A 21725-nucleotide genomic window follows, 5' to 3' on the forward strand; every position below is an offset into this window, starting at 1 on the left:
ATGGATCTGGCCAGATTTGCCATCGAAAAGCGCCTGATCTCTGCGATCTCGACGCTGCTGATCCTTGTTGCGGGCTATTTCGCCTATACCGCGCTGCCGCGGTTCGAGGACCCTGAATTCATCATCCGGCAGGCGCAGATCATCACGCCGTACCCCGGTGCCAGCGCCGAAGAGGTGGCCGCCGAAGTCACCGATGTGATCGAAAACGCGCTGCAGCAATTGCAGGGTGTGGACGAGGTCCGCTCGACCTCATCCCCCGGTGTGAGCACGGTGAACGTGGAGTTCACCATCCAGTCGACGCCGGATTATCCCGACCTCTACCAGCGCTTTGCCCAGATGCGCGCCAAGATCGACGATTCTCAAGGCGCACTGCCGCCGGGCGCGCTGGCCAGCCAGGTCTATGACGATTTTGGTGACGTCTATGCAATGTATTTCGCGGTGGTGGGCGAAGGGTTCACCCTGAGTGAATTATACCAATACGCCAAGGACTTGCAGCGCGATCTTGTCACGGTTGACGGCGTGTCCAAGGTGGTTCTGAACGGTGTGCAGGACGAGGTGATCTATGTCGAATACGCCTCGGCCCGGCTGATCGAACTGGGGCTGTCGCCGACGCAAATTTCGCAAATCCTCGAAGGGCAGAACCTTGTGCGCCCCGCAGGATCGGTTCAGGCGGGGCAGACCCGGCTGGTGGTGCGCCCCGAAAGTGCCGTGTCCTCGACGCAAGCCATAAGTGATCTGCTGATCACCAACGAGCAGACCGGCGCGTCCTTCCGGCTGGGCGATATCGCCCATATCTCGCGCGGGCTGGTCGATCCGGCCAGCGAGTTGCTGTACCGCGACGGGCAGCCTGCGGTGGGCATTGGTGTGTCCAACACGCTGGGCGGCAACGTCGTGAACATGGGCGAGGCGGTCAAGGCGCGGATGGATGCCCTTATCGACCAGCGCCCCATCGGCATCGACGTTCTGGCGATCTCGGATCAGGCGGTCACGGTCAAGGCGTCGGTTGATGACTTTGTGCTCAACGTCGCGCTGGCGCTGGCCATTGTGGTGGGCACATTGCTGATCTTCATGGGGTTGCGGTCGGGCTTGCTGATGGGGGGCATCCTGCTGGTGACCGTGGCAGGCACGCTCTTTGGGATGTACGCCTACGGCCTTGATATGCAGCGGATCTCGCTGGGCGCGCTGATCATCGCGCTGGGGATGCTGGTGGACAATGCCATCGTCGTGGTCGAGGGCACGCTGGTGCGCGTCCAAAAGGGCGAAGACCCGGCATCGGCAGCCGTCTCGGTGGTGAACCAGACCAAATGGCCGCTGCTGGGCGGTACAATCGTGGGCATCCTTGCCTTTTCCCCCATCGGGTTTTCGCCAGACAACACGGGTGAATACGCGGGCAGCCTGTTCTGGACCATCGCCATTTCGCTGCTGTTTTCGTGGCTGGTGGCGATCTGGCTGACCCCCTATTTCTGCACCGTTCTGATGAAGCCGGGCACCTCCGAGGAAAAGCCCGAAGGCCCAATTCTGGGTGGCTACCGCGCCTTGCTCAAACGCGCGATTGCCGCGCGCTATGTGACCATAGTGGTGGTTGTGGCGCTGTTTGCCTCGGCCATTGCGATGTTCGGCAACGTGCCCGCCGGCTTTTTCCCGACCTCGTCGCGCGAACAGTTCGTGATCGACTATTTCCTGCCCGAAGGCTCGGACATCTCGCAGACTGAGGCCGACATCCTCGAAATCGACGCCTATGTGCGCACGCTCGATGGGGTCACGGGGACAAATACGGCGGTGGGCAGCGGGCATTTGCGGTTCATGCTGATTTACGAATCCGAGGACCGGAATGCGGCCTACGGGCAGATCCTCGTGGATGTCGAGGACTTTAGGCTCATCGACGATCTGCGCGCCCATCTTCAGGGCTGGATCAACGATGCCTATCCGGCGGCCAACACCAAGGTCTGGAAATTTGTTCTGGGCCCCGGTGGCGGTTCCAAGATCGAGACGCGGTTTTTCGGGCCTGACCCGGTTGAATTGCGCCGCCTTGCGGGTGAGGCCAAGGCGGTCCTGCATGAGGCGGGCGCGGTTGCGGTCAAGGATGACTGGCGCGAGCAGGTGCAGGTGATCCGCCCGGTGATCAACACCGAAAACGCGCGCCGTCTGGGTCTGACGCAGGGCGACATCTCGGGCGCGCTGTTCACGCATCTCAAGGGCACGACCCTTGGTGTCTACCGCGAGGCGGATGATCTGCTGGACGTGGTCATGCGCCCGGTCGAATCCGAACGCACCGACGTGGCGACGTTGCGCGATGTGCAGGTGTTCAGCCAGATCGCGGGCGGTTATATCCCGATCAGTCAGGTTGTGGACCGGTTCGACATCGTGTTCGAGGCCGGAAACCTGCTTAAGGTGGACCGGCAGCTGGCCATCACCGCGCAGGGCGACAATGCCCCCGGCGTCGTATCGGGCGATCTGTTTGATGCCGTGCGCGGCCCGATTGAGGCGATTGAACTGCCGCCTGGTTACACGCTGGAATGGAAGGGCGAATTCGGCAACTCGCAAGAGGCCAATGCCGGGCTGGCCGCGACCATGCCCCTTGGCTTTGGGGCGATGATCCTTGTGGTGATCTTCTTGTTCAACGCGTTGCGCCAGCCGTTGATCATCTGGCTGACCGTGCCTTTGGCGCTGATCGGGGTGATCTGGGGGCTGGCCAGCACGCAGACCCCGCTGGAGTTCATGGCGATCCTTGGCGTGTTGTCCCTGACCGGCTTGCTGATCAAGGCAGCCATCGTGCTGATCGACGAGACCGACAGCCAGATCGCCGCCGGTGTGCCGCGCATGGACGCGATTGTCGATGCCGCCGTCAGTCGGGTCAGGCCGGTGGTTCTGGGCGTGCTGACGACCGTATTGGGCGTTGTGCCGCTGTTGTGGGATCCATTCTTTGCCTCACTGGCGGTGGTGATCATCTGCGGGCTCAGCTTTGCCACGGTGCTGACGCTGATCGTGGTGCCGGCGCTTTACGCGATCTTTTTCCGCGTGGGCGGGAACGAGGTGGCGGGCACCTAAGTGCGCGGTCCAATGGGCCCGTTCTTATGTCGGCGATAGCGCTAAGGAGATAGTGGCGGACCCAAAGGGGCCAACTTCGAACTCTTTTGATGGCGAAATGGGGTTGCGTCCAGATGATTTGACCGAGCTATTGCACTGCATTGCAAGAGTGCGAAGAAATTCTGTCCACAAATGAGTTCGATCCCAAGGAGTTCGGGGTATGAAACAGATTGCACAACTTACAGCGACATTTGGAAACCACGGCAACCAACCAAGACCTCAAAACGCGAAGCCAAGCCGCCGGAAAAAGACGCGACATGCTCCAATTTCCCTACGAATGAACGATGGAGAGCTTATTGCACTAAGAAAAGCCGCCTCCGGTGAATTTTTCAACCCGCGCAACACATATGCGGCTTGAACGTCAAATGGATTGAAACTCAATGGATTTGGGAGCCGAAGTGCGATGGCCTGCGCTTGCCTTTGAACACGTTTTTCCAGTCCACATCGAGCTTTGAAGATGTTCACCACATTTCCTGGCCGACACACCGCTGGTCGGCCAGGTCGGTATTTCTTGTTCCCGGCGCCCAGCCGTTAACCGATTACCGGACTCTTACTCCAGTTCACAACATCGCCGGGCGCAGGTCCGTTGATTATTGTCCCGCTCAACAAAAGAAGTTGCGGCAGTGTCCCTCAAGCTTGATTTGGGTCAGTGTCCAGCGATCCGTGGATCGCGAATTGGTCCAGTCCGGTATCGCGCGATTCAATGATGCGGAAACTCTCTTTTACGCCCGCATCCGTTAACTCACGCGCCACCGTCAGCAGGGTGTTTGGCTCTTGATCGTCGCAAAGCTCCACCATGTGACGCAATTCGTCCTCGGCGACCTGTGTGGCCGCATCGATAGAGGGCGCGCCGTACATTTCAACGAAATGGGACGCGAGCGCGGTCTTGAGCGCCTCGAACTCCGCCGGTTCGATCTGGGTTACCGCCACAAAGGTCACCCTGCCAAAGGTTTCCACCCCCAGCCATCCGTTGGCGAACGCCTGACGTGCTTTGCCGGTCAGGTCTGCCTCGGACCAGTTGGAAAACTCAAAGCCACCGGCGATGCACCACTCCCCTGTCCGGGCCGGAGAATGAAAGACGTTGCGGTCGCTGTCATCAAAGTGGATCGCGCGGGCGAGCATCATGTCAATGTATCTCCAGCAGAGTTGTCAGCGGGATGAGGTGTGTGGTGGTGGTGTCACGCAGCAACATGCCAAAGCGTTCGTCTACCCCTAGAAAAGTGCCACTATGACCTGCCATGGTTGTGTCCTCACCTATGCCTTGTGCCAATCCGCGCCATTCCTTGTGCAGGGGAGGCGGCCCCTGTTCCAGCCATGTGTTGATCCCGACCAATGTGTGCTTGACCCAACTCTCCAGCAAGGCGTCCGCCTGCACGTCGGCGCAGCCTTCGGAATAGAGCGCCGTCTCTTCAGGCGTGTCACCCGGATCGTCACTCTTTGGCCAAAGTGACAGGGTCAGGCCGACAACCAGCCAGGCAGGTTGTGCCTTGGGGTCGGTATCTGATGCCGCAACCTGTAATCGGCCGCAGGACGCGCCGTTGATGCGCAAACCACCGTCCCATTCGAGATGCACGGCGACTTCTGGTGGGGCCAAGGCACCCAGGGCATTTTGGAAACCGACGCCACAGAGGGGCAGCATCGTCATCGCGTCTTCCAAGTCCACTTCTGGCGCAAAGACAATCGCGGCGCGCAGGGTGTCCGCACCAAGATTGTAGACCACCAACCCGGCATCGCATCCGCGCACTGCTTCGACACAGGCCTTGTCGAAGGGGTCAGCCTGCCCCTCAACAGCAAGGCCTTTGAACAGCGGAGGGAAGCTGGGTAGGCTCATGCCTTGCCGGCCTCTATCAGGGCTTTCGCGACCGCTCTGAAGCCCTGCGCCTGAGCACTGTCGGGTTTTGACACCACGATAGGTGCCCCGCCATCGGCAGCCAAGCGAATGTCCAGATGCAGCGGGATTTCTGCCAGCAGGGGGACGCCCAGTTTTGCCGCTTCGGCGGCGACACCGCCGTGGCCGAAAACGTGTTCCTCATGGCCGCAGTTGGAGCAGATATGCGTGCTCATGTTCTCAATCATGCCGAGGATCGGCGTGCCCATCTGGTTGAACATGTCGATGCCCTTGCGCGCATCCAGCAGCGCCACGTCCTGCGGCGTGGAAACGATGACAGCCCCGTCCAGCTGTGCCTTTTGCGCCAGTGTCATCTGCACGTCACCGGTTCCGGGCGGCAGGTCCACGATCAACACGTCGAGGGCCCCCCATTGGACCTGCGTCAGCATCTGCTGCAACGCGCCCATCAGCATCGGGCCTCGCCAGACGACGGCCTGGTCGTCGTTGGTCATCAAGCCAATGGACATCATCGTCACGCCAAAGTTGCGCAGCGGCAGGATCAACTTGCCGTCCGGGCTTTGCGGTCTGCCGGACACGCCCAGCATGCGCGGTTGGGATGGGCCATAGACATCGGCATCCAGCATCCCCACGCGCCGCCCTTCCGCCGCCAGGGCACAGGCTAGATTTGCGGCAACGGTTGATTTCCCAACGCCGCCCTTGCCGGAGGCCACGGCGATGATCCGGTCAATGCCGGGGATCTTTTCCGGACCCTTTGGTTCTGACTTGCGGTTGGGCTTGAGGTCCGGAGGTGGTGCATTTTGGCTGTGGGCCGTCATCACGATGGCCACAGAGTCAGCGCCAAGAGCCTTGAGCTTTTCTTCGGCCTCCACCTTGGCGGGCATGAGGGCGTCAGGGCTGTCGACCTCCATGACAAAGCGCACCGCATTGTCCTCGACGTTCAGCGCGCGGACCAATCCGGCCTCAACCAGATCAACGCCAGAGGGGGCTTTGATGTTCTTCAGGCAGGCAAGTACGTCTTCACGAGAGAGCGCCACTTACGCGCCTTCGATCTGGCCGGTCACCGTATGTTCCAGATCAATGCCATCGACTGTCAGCACGACCTTGGCTTCAAAGCTTTTGCCGGATGTGTCGCCCGCGTTGCGCATCGCTTCCTCAATCGCCTGCTGGGACGTAACGCCCACCTGTTTGAGAAATTTGCGCATCGACATGTTGAAATCGCCACTCATGGCAGCACTCCTTGGGCGTTAGGAAAAGTTGACGCATCGACCCTAGCGCCTTTAGGCTGACTTGCAACCTGATGCACGGAATGGAGCAGATGGAATGCTGAAATGTGTGAGTCTTGTCGCCGGTCTGATGGCCTTTCCGGTTCTTGCGCAGGACAAGGCATTCAGCTTGCAGGTGCCACAGGCGCTGGTTGACACGGGCTTTCCCAAGCACCTGCTGCCACGTTTCTCGCTCAAGTCCGGTGTTCGCATCACGGTGACCCAAGACCCAGCAGATGCCGCATTCGGCGCCGAAGGAACGCCGGTGTTTCGACAAGGTGACACCGTCTGGCATCTTGCCAGGACAGAAGGGCCTTACACGGATGCTTTTCAGGAATGGCTCCTGTCGGATGTGGGCAAACGCACGATTGAGGCTTTTGCGCCCGATGGGGAGGCGATGTTCATCGCCGATGTCAGCGTGAGGGAAACGGTTCAAGAGGTCGACCTGACCGGTGATCTGGAGTTGGGCGAACAGATAAGCCTGCAAAGCTGTGGGCGGTGCCACGTGATCAATGAAAAAAACCGCATGAATGCGATCGGCTCCACCCCATCCTTTGGTCTGCTGCGAACTTTTGACGACTGGCAGTACAGGTTTGAGAGCTTCTACGTGCTCAAACCCCATGCTGCGTTCACCCAGGTTGACGGGATAACCGAACCCTTTTCCGCAAGCCTTCCATCACCCATCGCGCCGGTTGAGGTATCTGTCGATGATATCGAAGCGATCACTGCATATGTCGGTTCCATTGCGCCCGCAGATCTTGGCGCACCCATCCAAAGTCAGTGATCCTTGCGCTTTGACAGGTAATCCTCGGTCGTGCGCACGCGTGGGCGCTCGCCGCCCTGAAACGGGTTGTCAGTTGAGTGGTATTGCGCTTGTATGCGGCAGTTTTCACACATCTGTATCATCTTCGCGGCCTGCGAAGTTTGGAACATTGCATGATTTCCTGCGAGTTTCTCGGTGATCTTTTCAACCGTGGACTTCGACCCAAAAAGTGATCCGCATTCGATGCAGGCAAATGGTTCCTCTTCGTAAAGGACATGCTGGGCGAACGCCGTGTCCGTCAGGTTCATCTGAGGGGCCAGCGTGATTGCGCTCTCAGGGCAGATGTTGCTGCAGAGTCCGCATTGCAGACAGGCGTCTTCCTGAAAACGAAGCTGTGGTAAATCCGGATTGTCGCCCAATGCGCCGGACGGACAGAGCGATACACAGGACAGGCAGAGCGTACAGGCCTCCGTATCCACGACCACTGCGCCATAGGGAGCATTGTCGGGCAGTGGCAGTATCTGAGCATCCGGTTGAAGGGCTTTTGCTGCGAGACGCGTGATCTGGCGACGGCTGCCCAGCGGCAGGATCGGATCGCTCAAGACCGGCGGAGGCGGCGTCTCATACAATTGATCGCACAGGGCGTCCGGGTCTGCGGGATGCAACAGCCGAACCGCGTTTTCATTCCCTGCCAACGCTGCGGTCAGCGTCTGCTGTCCCTCAATCACCGCAAGCTCGGATGTGGGCGAAATCAGGATATCAACACGGCCAAACCCGCAGGCAAGTGCCGCCATCATTTCCGCGTGGCCGAACCCGGACAGGGCGTCCACCTCCAGCGGAATCACATGCGCGGGCAGCCCCCGACCGAACCGCGCCGCAAGGGAGATCATTTCCAAACCATGATCCGCATCATGAACCAGCAGACTTGCGTTCTTGCCGCCCGCATTTCTATAGGTCGAGGCAAGCACATCAAGCCGTTTGAACACGGTATCCACGGGCGGCGCGTCATAGGCAATCGCGCCGGACGGACAGACTGCGGAACACGACCCGCAACCAGCACAAATCATGGGATCGATGGCCACGTGATCACCCGCAGAGGTGATAGCGCCCGTTGGGCAGACGTTCAGGCAGTTTGAACAGGCGGGCTTCTCTGCCCGGCTGTGGGCACACAGGCTGGTTTCCAGCCGCACATAGAGCGGTTTTTCAAAGGTGCCGATCATTTGTGAAGCGGATAATACTGCACGTGCGACAGAAGGCGGATGAGACGGATCTGCCCGCAGATAGCCTTCACGCTTTTCGGGTGCGGGGAACAACGGCGTGCCCCCGGTCAGATCAAGGATGATGTCGCAGTTCGATGCTGCGTTCTTCAGGGGTGCCCCAAGTTCGAACGCGCCGCGCCCGCCTGGTTTCACTTCCTGCAATTCGGTGAACTTTACGCTGAATCCGCCAAGCGCGCCTGAGGCACTGCGCGTGGAACCTACAACGCAATCAAAGCGGCGGTCCGGTGGAACAAGGCTCGCGTCTTCGAGCAGGACAGTTACCGCCAGCACATCGCAAAGCTCAGACGCTGCGCGCAGCGCGGCCTCTCCGCCGATCACAAGACAGGTCCCTTCCGAGACCACGTCGACGGACTTGCCAATCGCCAGCGGCAGCACGGCTTCTGCGGCCAGAGCTGCCATTTTGGGGAGCGCGTCACCTTCGCCCCAGCCGGCACGATCCCGCAGATCAACAAAACCAGGTGTCTCAACGTCCAACTCGGCGGCCAGATCTTGGAACCGGGCGCGCTCCTGCTGGCAGGCGATGATGACATTTCCGTGCGTGATTTCCTTGGCGGCCTCTTCGACCTGATCCATACACAGGCTTGTATAGACCTTGGAACAGGCAAGCCCGCACCCATCAGATATCTTCTCTGCATCGATATTTTGGCTGCCAAGGCAGTCACATAGGACGAGCTTTTTTGCCATTCCAAATTCCTTTCAGCAAGCAACACGTCCGTTCAGCACGCGTCAGGCTAGCCGTGATTCTGAGGTGGCGTAAACCTTATTTTTTGGCAGCAACCCGACCCCGCCCAATGCTGCGCTTGCAAACTTGACCCTTAAAACGTTGAGCAATCCCAATGCAAAAAGTTTCCGCGTCGCAGCGACGGTGGTCGGTATGCAATGGGATGCAAGAAAAGGCTTTGAAATTGTCCCAAGGTCATACAGACTTTGGCAAAGCCACCGCCTCGATCAGGAGAGACCCCATCCAGGATGCCGAAAAATCTGTTTCGATCCCTTTGGGGGTTGTCATACGCAGGACACCGGGCGTGACCCGCTGGGACCGGCATGTCTGGAAGGCGTCCGCAGTCTTGCCCGGCGCTGCGGATGCAGGCTGGAAAGAGCTGCGCCGTGAAGGTGAATCGGTCGAGTTTCATGCCGCCACAGTTCCGCTTGAGCTTTTTCGTACGGATACGGAAGCCTACTTACACGGGCTCTCTGCCAAGGTGCCAGCGATATACGTCGTCATGCGAGAGAGCGAAGGGGATGAACCGTTCGATATCGTCCTCGCAACAGCGTCTCCCTACGAGGCGCAGGATTACGCGGACACCGGAGAGGAATTGGTCGAAAAGGTGCCCATGCCCGAAGGGCTCGTTGCCTGGATCAGGGCGTTCACGGACAAACACCATGAGGACGAGGTGTTTATCAAACGTCGCCGCGACAAGAAACGTGTCGACCTCAAGGAAGATGGCATCGGAGACCCGCGTATCCGCCAGACAGCGGACGTCTATCGCGCACCGTCGCGCAAGGAGCGGGTGCATTGAACACTGAGCATTCCTTTTGGGGCCGCCGCAAGGCAGGCGTCACCGCTGAAGCGGAAGCCGAGAAGGCGGCCGTCGACGCGCGCGCCTTGGCCGAGGAGTGTTCTGCCCTTGAACAAAAGAGCGACGCGGAGATCCTGGTCGAACTGAACTTGCCGGACCCAGATGCCTTGCAGATGGGCGATGATTTCACGGCCTTTATGTCCAAGACCGTTCCAGATCGCATTCGCCGCCGCGCGCTGCGGACCCTGTGGCGCAGCAATCCGGTACTCGCCAACGTGGATATGCTGGTTGATTACGGAGAGGATTTCACTGACAGCGCCACTGTCGTGGAGAACCTTCAGACCGCGTATCAGGTCGGCAAGGGCATGCTGAAACATGTCGAGGAAATGGCACGGCAGGCCGAAGAGGCTCAGAAGCCGTCAGAGCCGGAAGAGATCGAAGAACATCCCGGCGAAGACGAGGAAGTGCTCCTGGCTGCTGTGGAAGAAGAAGAGCCGGTGCAGACGGATGAGGTCGCTGAAGTGGTTGAGGACATCGACACTTATGACAGTCCGAAGCCGCGCCGCATGACATTTCGAAGTGAGGAAACAGCGTGAACGCTGCCGAAGACATCGCCGTCGCATCTGAGGATCGCTTGCGGGCCGATCTTTACAACTTTCTGGGCCTCATGCTCTCGGGCCCGCCAGATCAGTTGCTGCTGAACCAATGTGCTGGTCTTTCGGGTGACGATAGCCCGATGGGTCAGGCGATCGCGGGTTTGTCGCGGGTCGCCAAGGCCAGCAAGCCCGTTAAGGTGGAAAGCGAGTTCAACGCGTTGTTCGTCGGTCTGGGCCGGGGAGAGTTGTTACCCTATGCCAGCTACTATCTCACCGGGTTTCTCAATGAAAAGCCGCTGGCGACGCTCCGTTCCGACATGGCTGCCCGGGCAATGACCCGTGCGCCCAACGTCTATGAACCCGAAGACAACATCGCGTCCTTGATGGAGATGATGGCGGGCATGATCGTGGGCCGCTTTGGTCCGGCGGCGACGCTGGATGATCAAAAGACATTCTTCAACAAGCATATCGCGCCTTGGGCGGCGCTGTTCTTTGCCGATCTGGAGGCGGCGAAGAACTCGATCCTCTACGCCTCACTGGGCGCAGTGGGGCGCGAATTTATGGATATCGAACGCGAAGCGTTTCGGATGAGCGCGTAAGGGCGCGCAAAACACGGCGGGGATGCCCGCCACAATGAGGAGGGAGACATCCCATGACCAAGGAAAACGAGGCGACCAATCGCCGCGACTTTCTGAAACTGGCAGGTACGTCCGCGCCGGTTGCCGCCGTGGCGCTTGCCGCTGGCGCGAACACGGCCGAGGCTCAGCCGGTCGATCCGACATCGGAAAAGATGCAGGACACCGCGCATACCCGCGCCTATCTCGACAGCGCCCGGTTCTGAAACCCGGACGCTTCTAACTAAACGTCCTGACGACTGGTTGCGTGACGCCCGACTGTCAGGATCAAGGGAGGAAGACACATGCTGAAGAAAAAAACCAACGGGGTTGCGCGACGCCCCCAGCGGACCGGCATACTATCAGACATCGCAGACAAATCCGTAGACCGCCGCGCGTTCCTGCGCGGATCGGGGCTGGCCATTGGTGGCCTTGCCGCGATTTCCGCCACGGGCGGGACGGTGACCCAAGCGAATGCGGCGGCGACGGCAACTGGCAAGGTTGATCTTGTCAAATCCGTCTGCACCCACTGCTCGGTCGGTTGTACCGTTGTGGCAGAGGTCAGCAATGGCGTCTGGACAGGTCAGGAACCCGGCTGGGACAGCCCATTCAACCTTGGTGCCCACTGCGCCAAAGGGGCCGCCGTACGCGAGCACGCCCATGGAGAACGCCGCCTCAAGTACCCGATGAAGAAAGAGGGTGGTGAGTGGAAGCGCATCTCATGGGAGCAGGCCATCGACGAAATTGGCGATGGCATGATGAACATCCGCGAGGAAAGCGGACCGGATTCAGTCTACTGGCTGGGCTCGGCCAAGCATAACAATGAACAGGCCTACCTGTTCCGCAAGTTCGCCGCCTATTGGGGCACGAATAACGTGGATCACCAGGCGCGTATCTGTCACTCCACCACGGTTGCCGGTGTTGCAAACACCTGGGGCTATGGTGCGATGACCAACAGCTACAACGACATCCACAATTCCAAGGCGATCTTCATCATCGGCGGCAACCCCGCCGAGGCGCATCCCGTGTCCCTGCTGCACCTGTTGCGCGCGAAAGAGCAGAACAACGCGCCGGTGATCGTCTGTGACCCACGTTTCACACGCACGGCGGCCCATGCGGATGAATATGTCCGCTTCCGTCCCGGTACGGACGTGGCGCTGGTCTGGGGTATCCTCTGGCACATCTTCGAGAACGGCTGGGAGGACAAAGAGTTCATCCGCACCCGTGTCTGGGGCATGGACCAGATCAAGGAAGAAGTCGCCCGCTGGACACCAGACGAGGTGGAGCGCGTGACCGGCGCGCCCGGTTCTCAGCTCAAGCGCGTTGCGCGGACCATGGCGAACAACCGTCCCGGCACCGTGATTTGGTGTATGGGTGGTACGCAGCACACCAACGGCAACAACAATACGCGTGCGTACTGTGTACTGCAGCTGGCCCTTGGCAATATGGGCACTTCGGGTGGCGGGACGAACATCTTCCGCGGCCACGACAACGTGCAGGGTGCAACAGACCTTGGTGTTCTGTCTCACACGCTGCCCGGCTACTATGGCCTGTCCGCAGGCGCATGGGAGCATTGGGCACGTGTCTGGGAAGAGGACGCCGATTGGCTGAAAGGCCAGTTCGCGATGACCAAGGATGCGGATGGCAAGGATAAGTCCCTGCAGAACCTCACCGGTATCCCCGTCAGCCGCTGGATCGATGGCGTGCTCGAAGACCCTGAGAACATGGACAACCCCAACAAGGTGCGTGCCATGGTGCTTTGGGGACATGCGCCGAACTCTCAGACCCGGATGAAGGAAATGAAGACCGCGATGGAGCAGCTCGATATGCTCGTGGTGGTCGATCCCTATCCAACTGTTTCTGCCGTTCTGCATGACCGGACGGATGGCGTTTACCTGCTGCCCGCCTGTACGCAGTTTGAGACGCGCGGCTCTGTCACCGCCTCAAACCGCAGCTTCCAGTGGCGCGACAAGGTGGTCGATCCGTTGTTCGAAAGCTTGCCGGACGAGGTCATCATGGCCAAGTTCGTCAACAAGTTCGGCTGGGGCGACAGGTTCTTCCGCAACATCGAGATGGAAGACGCGGAAACCCCGAACGTGGAAAGCATCACCCGCGAGTTCAACAAGGGCATGTGGACCATTGGCTATACCGGACAGGACCCGGACCGCATCAAGATGCACATGGCCAACCAGCACACGTTTGACCGCACCACACTGCAAGCGGTGGGCGGCCCAGCGGATGGCGACTATTACGGTCTTCCATGGCCAAGCTGGGGCACCGCCGAGATGAACCATCCCGGCACCCCCAACCTCTATGACATGTCCAAACGTGTCTCGGAGGGTGGCCTGACTTTCCGCGCCCGTTTCGGTGTGGAACGCGATGGTGACAATCTGCTGGCCGAAGGTGTCTACAGCCTGGATTCTGATATTCAGGACGGATATCCCGAGTTCACCATGCAGATGTTGATGGACCTTGGTTGGGACAGCGAGCTGACAGCAGAAGAACGCGCTGTCATCGACGGTATCGCGGGCCCGAAAACCAACTGGAAAACCGACCTTTCGGGCGGCATCCAGCGGGTGGCCATCGCGCATGAATGTGCGCCCTTTGGCAACGCCAAGGCGCGCGCGGTTGTCTGGACGTTCCCGGACCCTGTGCCGGTTCACCGCGAGCCACTTTATACCAACCGCCGCGATCTTGTGGCCGACTACCCGACATACGAGGATCGCAAGTTCTATCGCTTGCCGACCATGTATGCCTCGATCCAGAAGCAGGACTTCTCGAAGGATTATCCAATGATCCTGACGTCCGGGCGCCTGGTGGAATACGAGGGCGGTGGCGATGAAAGCCGCTCCAACCCCTGGCTGGCTGAACTTCAGCAGGACATGTTTGTCGAAATCAACACGCGCGATGCCAACAATCTTGGTGTACGTGACGGCGAACAGGTCTGGGTAGAAGGGGCCGAAGGGGCCAAGGTCAAGGTTATGGCCATGGTGACTGAACGGGTTGGTGAGGGCGTTGCCTTCATGCCGTTCCACTTTGGAGGGCACTTGGAAGGTGTGGACCTGAGGGACAAATATCCGGACGGTGCGGACCCCTATGTGCTGGGTGAAAGTAGCAATACCGCACAGACCTATGGCTACGATTCAGTGACCCAGATGCAAGAGACCAAAGCCACTCTCTGCAAAATCTGGTCAGCGTAAGGAGGACTACCAATGGCAAGAGCAAAGTTTCTCGTCGACGCCGAACGCTGCATTGAATGCAACGCTTGCGTCACTGCCTGTAAGAACGAACATGAAGTGCCCTGGGGCATCAACCGCCGCAAGGTGGTGACCATCAACGATGGCTCACCGGGCGAACGGTCGATCTCGGTCGCCTGTATGCATTGTTCCGATGCGCCTTGTATGGCGGTCTGCCCCGTGGACTGCTTTTACCAGAACGAGGAAGGGGTGGTGCTCCACTCCAAGGACCTCTGCATCGGCTGCGGCTACTGCTTTTATGCGTGCCCCTTCGGCGCGCCGCAGTTCCCGCAGGCTGGCAACTTCGGATCACGTGGCAAGATGGACAAATGTACCTTCTGCGCCGGCGGCCCCGAGGAAACACACTCCACCGCCGAGTTCGCCAAATACGGCCGCAACCGGATCGCGGAAGGCAAGCTGCCGATCTGCGCCGAGATGTGCGCGACCAAGGCGCTTCTGGCGGGTGACGGCGACGTCGTGTCGGGTATCTACCGTGAACGCGTGGTTGCACGTGGTTTCGGTTCCGGTGCCTGGGGCTGGGGATCGGCCTACGGTCAGCGCGACGGCTAAAGCGCCCTGACAAAAGCCAAGATCAGGGCGGCCCCGAACCGGGTCGCCCTTTTTTGCTCACTCAAGAGGACCGAGCCCATGTTTCGCATGCTGATGGCCCTGATGCTGTCCCTGTCTTTCGTCACCATTGCACAGGCCCAAGAAGATGCACCCGCGCCGGATCGCTCCGCGACGGGCGGGGCACAGACATTGGAGGACATCCTGGCGCGGCAGCGGGGGGAGGAGGTCGACAACAGCTTTCGACGCAGCAACATAGGCGATCCGGATGGTGCCGCCGGTCTTGCCAATCAGCTTGGCACACTAGGCGGTGCGTCTGATCCGGACCTCTGGCGCGCGCTACGATTTGGGGAGGCGAAGATCACCGCCTCGAACGATGGCCCCGCAGCAACAACCTTGATCCAGGACGGCGGTATGCGCTGGCTCCTGTTCCGAGAGGGGCCTCTGGCGACCTACGGTGGTTACCTGCTTGGCGGTACGATCGTGCTGCTGGTACTCTTTTTTCTGATCCGGGGCCGTATCCGCATTGATGGAGAAAGAACAGGCCGCAAAATCGAACGGTTCAAAGCGATTGAACGGTTCGGACATTGGCTCTTGGCGGGATCGTTTATCCTCCTTGGTATCACTGGCCTTGTCTCCTTGTTCGGGCGCAAGGTGCTGATCCCGGCTTTCGGGCACGAGGCGTTCGCAACCGTAGCCTTGTTGTCAAAGTGGGTTCACAACAACGTATCCTGGGCCTTCATGGTCGCGCTGATCATGATCTTTGTCATGTGGGTCATCCACAACCTTCCGGACCGCACGGACATCAACTGGTTGCTCAAAGGCGGCGGGATATTCTCCAAGGGCCATCCGCCGGCAAAGAAATTCAATGCCGGTCAAAAGCTGATATTCTGGTCGGTGATCGTGCTGGGGACCTCTATCTCCGTTTCAGGCTTGGCGCTTCTCTTCCCGTTCGAGATCAACCTGTTTGCGCCAACTTTCGCGAAGCTCAACAATCTTGGCATTTCTGCAGCACTTGGATTGGGTGAGCTGCCCACTGCTCTCGCGCCCCATGAAGAGATGCAGCTATCGCAGCTTTGGCATGCGATTGTCAGCTTTGCTTTGATGGCCATTATCCTTGCGCACATCTACATCGGCTCGGTCGGGATGGAAGGCGCATATGATGCCATGGGCACGGGACAGGTCGAAGAGCAATGGGCGCGCGAGCATCATTCGCTCTGGGTCGATGAGGTTAAGGCGAAAGAAACAGACACCCCTCAGGGTGCAACCCCTGCCGAGTAGATGCGTCAGGCTCTGGCCATAGCTATCCTGTTGGCCAGCCCGCTGGCAGCACAGGAATTCTTTACGCTCAGGGGCCATGGCGGGCCGATCATGGATCTCGCCGTGTCCCCGGACGGTCAGATTGCCAGCGCCAGTTTCGACAATTCCGTCGGTCTATGGGATGGCACGACCCCGCGCTGGCTGGAAGGTCATCGTGCGGCCGTCAATGCGGTCACCTTCGGCGCGGCGGGCCGGCCGATTTCGGGCGGTGATGACTATGCTATCTGGTTTTGGCCCGGGGCAGACGGGGGTCTGCGGATCGGTCAGCATCAGGCCAAAGTAACGGATATTGCCTGGTCAGAGACAGCCGGGATTGTCGCCACAGCCAGTTGGGACCACAGCATCGGGCTTTGGCCGCTGGAGAGTGAAGCGGGATACGCCCCAAATCCATCACCGGACGCAGGACAGTTCCTGAAAGGGCATCGACAGGGCGTGAACGACGTGGCCTTCAGCCTGGATGGCGCGCGGCTCTATTCCGCCTCTGTCGATGGCACTATCCGGCTCTGGGATGTGGCGGCGAGCGCCTATCAGCGCACGTTGGTAAAGCACGGCTTCGGCATCAACACGTTGATCGTGGACGAGACTGCAGGCTGGATCGCCTATGGTGGGCAGGATGGCGGGACCCGGATCGTTGATCGCGCAACCGGCGCGCAGATCGCAGATTTCACCCTCGACCGCCGCCCGATTTTGTCGATGGCCTATCATCCGGACACCCGCCAACTCGCCGTTGGAGACGGGCAGGGCTATATCATGGTAATCGACACTGGGGTGCTAAAGATCACGCGCGATTTTCGCGCAACGCGGCAGGGCCCGATCTGGGCGCTGGCGTTTTCGCCCGACGGACAGAACATCCACGCGGGCGGGATCGAGGACATCATCTATTCCTGGCCCGTCGCGACGATGGATGAGCATGGCCCGATGCAGGGCGGCACCCGCAGTTTCCTTGAGAAACCCGAAACGCTGCCCAACGGGGAGCGGCAGTTCAAACGCAAGTGTTCCATCTGTCATACGCTGACGGAGGATAGCGCACGCAAGGCCGGTCCCAGTCTGTACGGCGTATTCGGGCGCAAGGCAGGTGTGGTGCGGGATTATGCCTATTCTGACACGCTGAAAGGGTCCAAAATTGTCTGGTCAGCAGAGACGATCAATGCTTTGTTTGACCTTGGCCCCGATCATTACATTCCGGGGACCAAGATGCCGATGCAGCGCATAGCCAAGCAAGGCGACCGGAACGATCTGATCGACTTCTTGCGCAGCGCCACAGCGGAAACGGAGGACTGAGATGAAAGCCATGCTCACAGCGTTTGCAGCCACTGCAGTGATCGCAATCGGCGCGGATTTCATTCTTGGGCAAGCGGGCTTCTCAAGCCAGGAGCAGGCGACAGGCGCGGCTGTCCGCCTAGACGACTGATTTGCCAAGTTAGAGGTCTGACAACCACGACATGAATGAGATCTGGGCCGGCATACAGGCAGCATTCCGGCTGATCGTCACGCTTGATCCGGATCTCGTGCAGATCACGCTCAGGTCCCTGCAAGTCAGCCTGTCCGCGCTCGTTATCGCCTCAGCTATTGCCTTGCCTTTGGGAACATGGCTCGCGATCAGGCGCTTTCGGTTTCGCCGCCTGACCATCGCTACGCTGAATGCGCTGATGGGGCTGCCGCCAGTGGTTGTTGGGTTGATCGTATACCTGCTCCTGTCCCGCTCGGGGCCATTTGGGGTGCTGGGGCTGTTGTTTACGCCCACTGCGATGATCATCGCGCAGGTGATCATCATCACCCCGCTCATCGCGTCGATCACGCATCAGGCGATGCGCGAGCTTTGGGCGGAATACCACGATCTTCTGATCTCACTGAACACCACCAAGCGCCAGCGCATCTGGACCTTGATCCGGGACGGCAGGCGCACATTGCTAACTGCTGCCCTGGCGGGTTTCGGGCGCGCAATCGGTGAGGTCGGCGCGATCATGATTGTGGGTGGCAACATCGACAACGCCACGCGTGTTTTGACCACGGCCATTGCGTTGGAAACAGGCAAGGGAGACTTCACGCTCGCCCTCGGACTGGGATTTGTCCTGATCGCGCTTGCCTTGCTGGTGAATTTCGCAATTCACGCCCTGTCGCGCACAGAGCGGGAGGGCCGGTGGTGAAGCATCCCATGTCGGTCGAACTGGAACAGGCCATCATCACCCGGCGTGGCACGCAGCTGCTGGGGCCCATCGACCTGTCACTGAGCGGGACCGGATTCACAATTGTGCTGGGCCCAAACGGCGCGGGGAAGACATCGCTTCTCAAAGTGCTGCACGGAGTCACCCGGCTCTCCAGTGGGCGGGTCAGATGGTCTGTTCCCGATAAAGAGGCACGTGAAGCACAGGCTTACGTCTTTCAGAAACCCATCATGTTACGGCGCTCCGTCCGCCAGAACCTTGCGTTCCCTTTGCAGCTTTTGAATTTCCCAAAAGCCGAGATTGCAGAACGCGTTACCCACTGGTCCGGACGCATTGGCTTGGAGGATGCACTTAACCGGCCCGCGACACGCCTCTCCGGGGGAGAACAGCAGAAACTGGCCCTCGCACGTGCCTTGATCCGAGAGCCACAGGTGCTGTTCCTTGATGAACCCTGCGCCAACCTCGATGGACGCTCGACCCTCGAGATCGAAAAACTGCTTCTGGCCGCATCAACTGCCGGAACACGCATTATCATGACCACACATGATCTTGGGCAGGCGCGACGGCTTGCCAGTGACGTGGTGTTTCTTTTGAATGGAAAGGTGCGCGAACAAGCCACGGCCCAGGACTTCTTTTCAGCGCAGCAGACTGAAGAGGCGCAGGCGTTCCTGAATGGAGATATCATCGAATGATCCGCATCCTCACAGCCATTCTGATCCTGATCGGTGTTCAGGTGCGGGCCGAGACCCTGAGACTGGCTGTGACCACCAGTTTCCACAATTCGGGCCTGTCGGATGTCCTCCTCCCCGCGATTCAGAGGGATACCGGGATCGAGGTGCAATTGCTGGTCGTCGGCACCGGGCAGGCCATCCGGCTGGGGGAAGCCGGTGACGTGGACGCCGTCCTTGTGCATTCAAGGAAGGCGGAAGAAGCCTTTGTTGAGGGGGGCTTTGGCACCCATCGACGAGAGATCATGTATAATGATTTTGTCTTTGTCGGGCCTTCGCTGGACCCTGCCGATATTGCGAATGCTGGGGATGCCGTCACGGCGTTGAAACGGATAGCTCAGACAAAGGCGCCCTTCGTCAGCCGAGGCGACGACAGCGGGACCCACAAGAAGGAATTGTCACTCTGGGCCGCGGCCGAACTGGCGCCAGAACAATCCGGTCGGTGGTACAACGCAGTTGGCGCAGGGATGGGGGCGAGCCTGAACACCGCGTCTGGGCTGGAGGCTTATATCATGGCGGACCGGGCCAGTTGGCTGAACTTCGGCAACAAGCAGGATCTGGAACTGCTCTTTTCCGGTGATCCGGCCCTGTTCAATCAATACGCCTTTATCCCAGTCAATTCCGCCCGCCACGCTCATGTCAAAAGTGACGCCGTCATGCGATTGGAAACCTGGCTGACCTCGCCCGTCGCACGTGAGTTGATCAACGGCTACAAGATCGCGGGAGAGCCGCTTTTTACCTTCAACGCCACACCGTAACCCGCCGGTTTCGATCCGGCACAGAAAGATCAGCGAAGAAAGGCCCAGTTTCATGCACCTCAGCCGCCGCACTTTCCTGACCGCTTCTGCCGCTCTTATTGCTGTTCCAAAACGCGCGCTGGCCGCCCCGTTTGTCTTGCGGGCAGAGCCTGTCACGGCGCAGATATTGCCGCCTGGGGACGGCACGACTCAGATGCTCGGCTTCAACGGCTCAACCCCGGGACCGGAGTTGCGATTCCAGCAAGGCGATACCGTAGACCTGCGGTTTGAGAACACCATAGGTGAGGGCTCCGCCATCCATTGGCATGGCATCCGGATAGACAACGCGATGGACGGTGTGCCGTATCTCACCCAACCGCTCGTCGAAGACGGGAAGGGGTTCGACTACCGTTTCGCTTTGCCGGATGCCGGGACCTATTGGTATCATTCGCACAACCGTTCATGGGAACAGGTGGCGCGGGGGCTCTATGGACCGCTGATCGTGGAGGAACGAAACCCACCTGAAGTGGATCATGACATTACAGTCATGGTTGATGACTGGCGCATCGAGCGGTCCGGAGAGGTGATTAAGGATTTTGGAAACCGCCACGATTTCTCCCATGCCGGACGGCTGGGAACCTTCGCCAAGGTCATCCCATCGGTCCGTACCGTCAGGCGCGGAGACCGTGTGCGTCTGCGCCTGATCAACGTCGCCACGGCGCGAGTCTTCCCGTTGGAGATTTCTGGAATTGCCGGGAAGATTGTTGCACTTGACGGTATGTCACTGGCCGAGACACAGGAAATTCAGGCCATCATGCTCGCCCCAGCGCAGCGCATGGATATCATCGCGGATGTGTCCGACATGATCAAGTTTGCCTTTCCGACCCGGCAGGAACCATACGAAATGGGTGAGATCGCCGTCGAGGGTGAAAACCCCAATCCACGCGGGGATGACATCGCAAACTTACCAAACGCCAGGATTGCACGACCCGCCGCTGAGCCGACAAAGCTGCTGAACCTCACGCTTCAGGGTGGTGCGATGGGAGGCCAGCATGAAGGCGACGATATCTGGAGCCTCAATGGCGTCTCTGGCCTGCAGGACGCGCCTTGGCAGCGCTTCGCACTGGGGGAAACGGTGCGCATCAGGATCACCAACGACACGGCGTTCCCTCACGGCATTCACCTGCACGGCCATCATTTCCATGAGGTCGCGCCCGACGGATCCCTCGGTCCGTTTCGGGATACGACGCTGCTGCATCGGCAACAAACCCGCGATATCATCTGCGTCTTCGACAATCCCGGAAGGTGGTTGCTACATTGTCATATGCTCGGTCATCAGGCCCGCGGCATGAAGACGTGGGTCAAGGTCGGGTAGACTGGCATACTGCTTTTCGAGAGGCGTAACTCAAGATCTGAAGATCGAGTGATCCGTCCCTGTACTTCACGGAACAGGATTTCCAAGAGCCGCGAACAGGACCAATGGACCAGTGGCGACCAATGTAGCGGCACAGTTTTAGGGGCTAGGACAGCATGGACAATTCGCCCTGTACCGTGATCGCGGACTTTGGCTAGCTCAAACTTGGCCAAGACCCATGAATTTCTTTTATCGCCAAAAACGACCGTTTCGCACGCCACTCGTTTCTTCAATGGCTGCCATTGGCGCAGTCGCAGCAAAAGCTCAATTCGTCCGCCAAACCGTGAGCTCACGCAGTCCAAATTTTGCACGCGCAGCGAACGTCCAGAGAGCGGGCTGCAACCGCAGCATCGAGTGATCCGGGTGACGGCCAAGGGGGAGCGGGGGTTTAACGAGGTTTTTGGGGGGTGATGGGCAGATTGCCCATCCTACGCAAAGCGGCGGATCGGGGTTGGCGAAGGGCGGTTTCTGAGCCCACTGTGACTATTACTGCAAGATGCCTGAACGTCTTCTGTGGGTGGCTCCTGCATTGCAAGAGTTTTTTAGCGATTTTCGCGGTCGTTTCGTCAGTACTGTCGTCTGTCCGG

At 59.4% G+C, this 21725-nt stretch carries 21 protein-coding genes; 16 read left to right on the plus strand and 5 right to left on the minus strand.

All coding sequences use genetic code 11. From position 1 onward, the window contains the following. The gene (locus Q1A89_RS08325; RefSeq protein ID WP_299725931.1) at window positions 1-3048 is read left to right on the plus strand and encodes an efflux RND transporter permease subunit; all 3048 of its coding nucleotides are present in this window, start codon (window positions 1-3) and stop codon (window positions 3046-3048) included. Between the two features lie 199 nt (window positions 3049-3247). After that, window positions 3248-3445, plus strand: a complete 198-nt coding sequence (locus Q1A89_RS08330; RefSeq protein WP_299725934.1) for a hypothetical protein — start codon at window positions 3248-3250, stop codon at window positions 3443-3445. Window positions 3446-3717: 272 nt separating this feature from the next. Here Q1A89_RS08330 and Q1A89_RS08335 read toward each other — a convergent pair whose 3' ends face one another. Genes Q1A89_RS08335 through Q1A89_RS08350 form a run of 4 tightly spaced genes read right to left on the minus strand, consistent with a single transcriptional unit; the run spans window position 3718 to window position 6162 of the window. Then, on the minus strand, window positions 3718-4212 hold the full coding sequence (locus Q1A89_RS08335) for a DUF6505 family protein (RefSeq protein WP_299725937.1): 495 nt from the start codon (window positions 4210-4212) through the stop codon (window positions 3718-3720). Between the two features lies 1 nt (window position 4213). Next, the gene (locus tag Q1A89_RS08340) at window positions 4214-4918 is read right to left on the minus strand and encodes a biotin/lipoate--protein ligase family protein (RefSeq protein ID WP_299725939.1); all 705 of its coding nucleotides are present in this window, start codon (window positions 4916-4918) and stop codon (window positions 4214-4216) included. Further along, complete coding sequence (locus Q1A89_RS08345; protein WP_299725942.1) at window positions 4915-5970, minus strand: Mrp/NBP35 family ATP-binding protein; 1056 nt, start codon at window positions 5968-5970, stop codon at window positions 4915-4917. The genes Q1A89_RS08340 and Q1A89_RS08345 overlap by 4 nt, the downstream gene beginning before the upstream one ends. Then, window positions 5971-6162, minus strand: a complete 192-nt coding sequence (locus tag Q1A89_RS08350) for a DUF6494 family protein (RefSeq protein ID WP_299725945.1) — start codon at window positions 6160-6162, stop codon at window positions 5971-5973. It abuts the gene before it with no gap. A 94-nt stretch (window positions 6163-6256) separates the two neighbouring features. Between Q1A89_RS08350 and Q1A89_RS08355 the strand changes: the two genes are divergently transcribed. Next, window positions 6257-6982, plus strand: a complete 726-nt coding sequence (locus Q1A89_RS08355; protein WP_299725948.1) for a hypothetical protein — start codon at window positions 6257-6259, stop codon at window positions 6980-6982. Here the strand turns inward: Q1A89_RS08355 and Q1A89_RS08360 are convergent. Further along, a complete protein-coding gene (locus tag Q1A89_RS08360) occupies window positions 6976-8925 on the minus strand; it encodes a 4Fe-4S binding protein (protein WP_299725951.1) in 1950 nt (649 codons plus the stop codon). The genes Q1A89_RS08355 and Q1A89_RS08360 overlap by 7 nt on opposite strands. 305 nt (window positions 8926-9230) lie before the next feature. Between Q1A89_RS08360 and Q1A89_RS08365 the strand changes: the two genes are divergently transcribed. From Q1A89_RS08365 to Q1A89_RS08425, 13 genes are all read left to right on the plus strand, one after another. Then, window positions 9231-9761: a DUF3305 domain-containing protein gene (locus Q1A89_RS08365; protein WP_299726172.1), complete on the plus strand. Its 531-nt coding sequence runs from the start codon at window positions 9231-9233 to the stop codon at window positions 9759-9761. Then, window positions 9758-10357 carry a DUF3306 domain-containing protein gene (locus Q1A89_RS08370; RefSeq protein ID WP_299725954.1) on the plus strand — a complete coding sequence of 200 codons (600 nt, stop codon included), beginning with the start codon at window positions 9758-9760 and terminating at the stop codon, window positions 10355-10357. Before Q1A89_RS08365 ends, Q1A89_RS08370 begins: the two co-directional genes overlap by 4 nt. Next, window positions 10354-10956 (plus strand): molecular chaperone TorD family protein, encoded by a 603-nt coding sequence (locus tag Q1A89_RS08375; protein WP_299725957.1) that lies wholly within the window; start codon window positions 10354-10356, stop codon window positions 10954-10956. The genes Q1A89_RS08370 and Q1A89_RS08375 overlap by 4 nt, the downstream gene beginning before the upstream one ends. 53 nt (window positions 10957-11009) lie before the next feature. Then, a complete protein-coding gene (locus tag Q1A89_RS08380) occupies window positions 11010-11198 on the plus strand; it encodes a twin-arginine translocation signal domain-containing protein (RefSeq protein ID WP_299725960.1) in 189 nt (62 codons plus the stop codon). Window positions 11199-11276: 78 nt separating this feature from the next. Further along, window positions 11277-14171, plus strand: coding sequence for a formate dehydrogenase subunit alpha (locus tag Q1A89_RS08385; protein ID WP_299725963.1), 2895 nt, complete (start codon window positions 11277-11279; stop codon window positions 14169-14171). 12 nt (window positions 14172-14183) lie between these two features. Beyond that, window positions 14184-14777 carry a formate dehydrogenase FDH3 subunit beta gene (gene fdh3B / locus Q1A89_RS08390; RefSeq protein WP_025053709.1) on the plus strand — a complete coding sequence of 198 codons (594 nt, stop codon included), beginning with the start codon at window positions 14184-14186 and terminating at the stop codon, window positions 14775-14777. Window positions 14778-14855: 78 nt separating this feature from the next. Next, a complete protein-coding gene (locus Q1A89_RS08395; protein ID WP_299725977.1) occupies window positions 14856-16055 on the plus strand; it encodes a formate dehydrogenase subunit gamma in 1200 nt (399 codons plus the stop codon). Then, window positions 16056-17375 carry a c-type cytochrome gene (locus Q1A89_RS08400; protein ID WP_299725980.1) on the plus strand — a complete coding sequence of 440 codons (1320 nt, stop codon included), beginning with the start codon at window positions 16056-16058 and terminating at the stop codon, window positions 17373-17375. 1 nt (window position 17376) lies between these two features. Next, window positions 17377-17505 (plus strand): hypothetical protein, encoded by a 129-nt coding sequence (locus Q1A89_RS08405; protein WP_299725983.1) that lies wholly within the window; start codon window positions 17377-17379, stop codon window positions 17503-17505. 31 nt (window positions 17506-17536) lie between these two features. Then, entirely contained in the window at window positions 17537-18241 is a 705-nt protein-coding gene (locus Q1A89_RS08410; RefSeq protein WP_299725986.1) for an ABC transporter permease, read from the plus strand. An 8-nt stretch (window positions 18242-18249) separates the two neighbouring features. Further along, the gene (locus Q1A89_RS08415) at window positions 18250-18951 is read left to right on the plus strand and encodes an ATP-binding cassette domain-containing protein (RefSeq protein WP_299726175.1); all 702 of its coding nucleotides are present in this window, start codon (window positions 18250-18252) and stop codon (window positions 18949-18951) included. Further along, window positions 18948-19745: a substrate-binding domain-containing protein gene (locus Q1A89_RS08420; RefSeq protein WP_299725989.1), complete on the plus strand. Its 798-nt coding sequence runs from the start codon at window positions 18948-18950 to the stop codon at window positions 19743-19745. Before Q1A89_RS08415 ends, Q1A89_RS08420 begins: the two co-directional genes overlap by 4 nt. 52 nt (window positions 19746-19797) lie before the next feature. Then, on the plus strand, window positions 19798-21099 hold the full coding sequence (locus tag Q1A89_RS08425) for a multicopper oxidase family protein (RefSeq protein ID WP_299725992.1): 1302 nt from the start codon (window positions 19798-19800) through the stop codon (window positions 21097-21099). The last annotated feature ends 626 nt before the right edge of the window (window positions 21100-21725 follow it).

The organism is uncultured Tateyamaria sp. (assembly GCF_947503045.1).
Taxonomy (GTDB): domain Bacteria; phylum Pseudomonadota; class Alphaproteobacteria; order Rhodobacterales; family Rhodobacteraceae; genus Tateyamaria.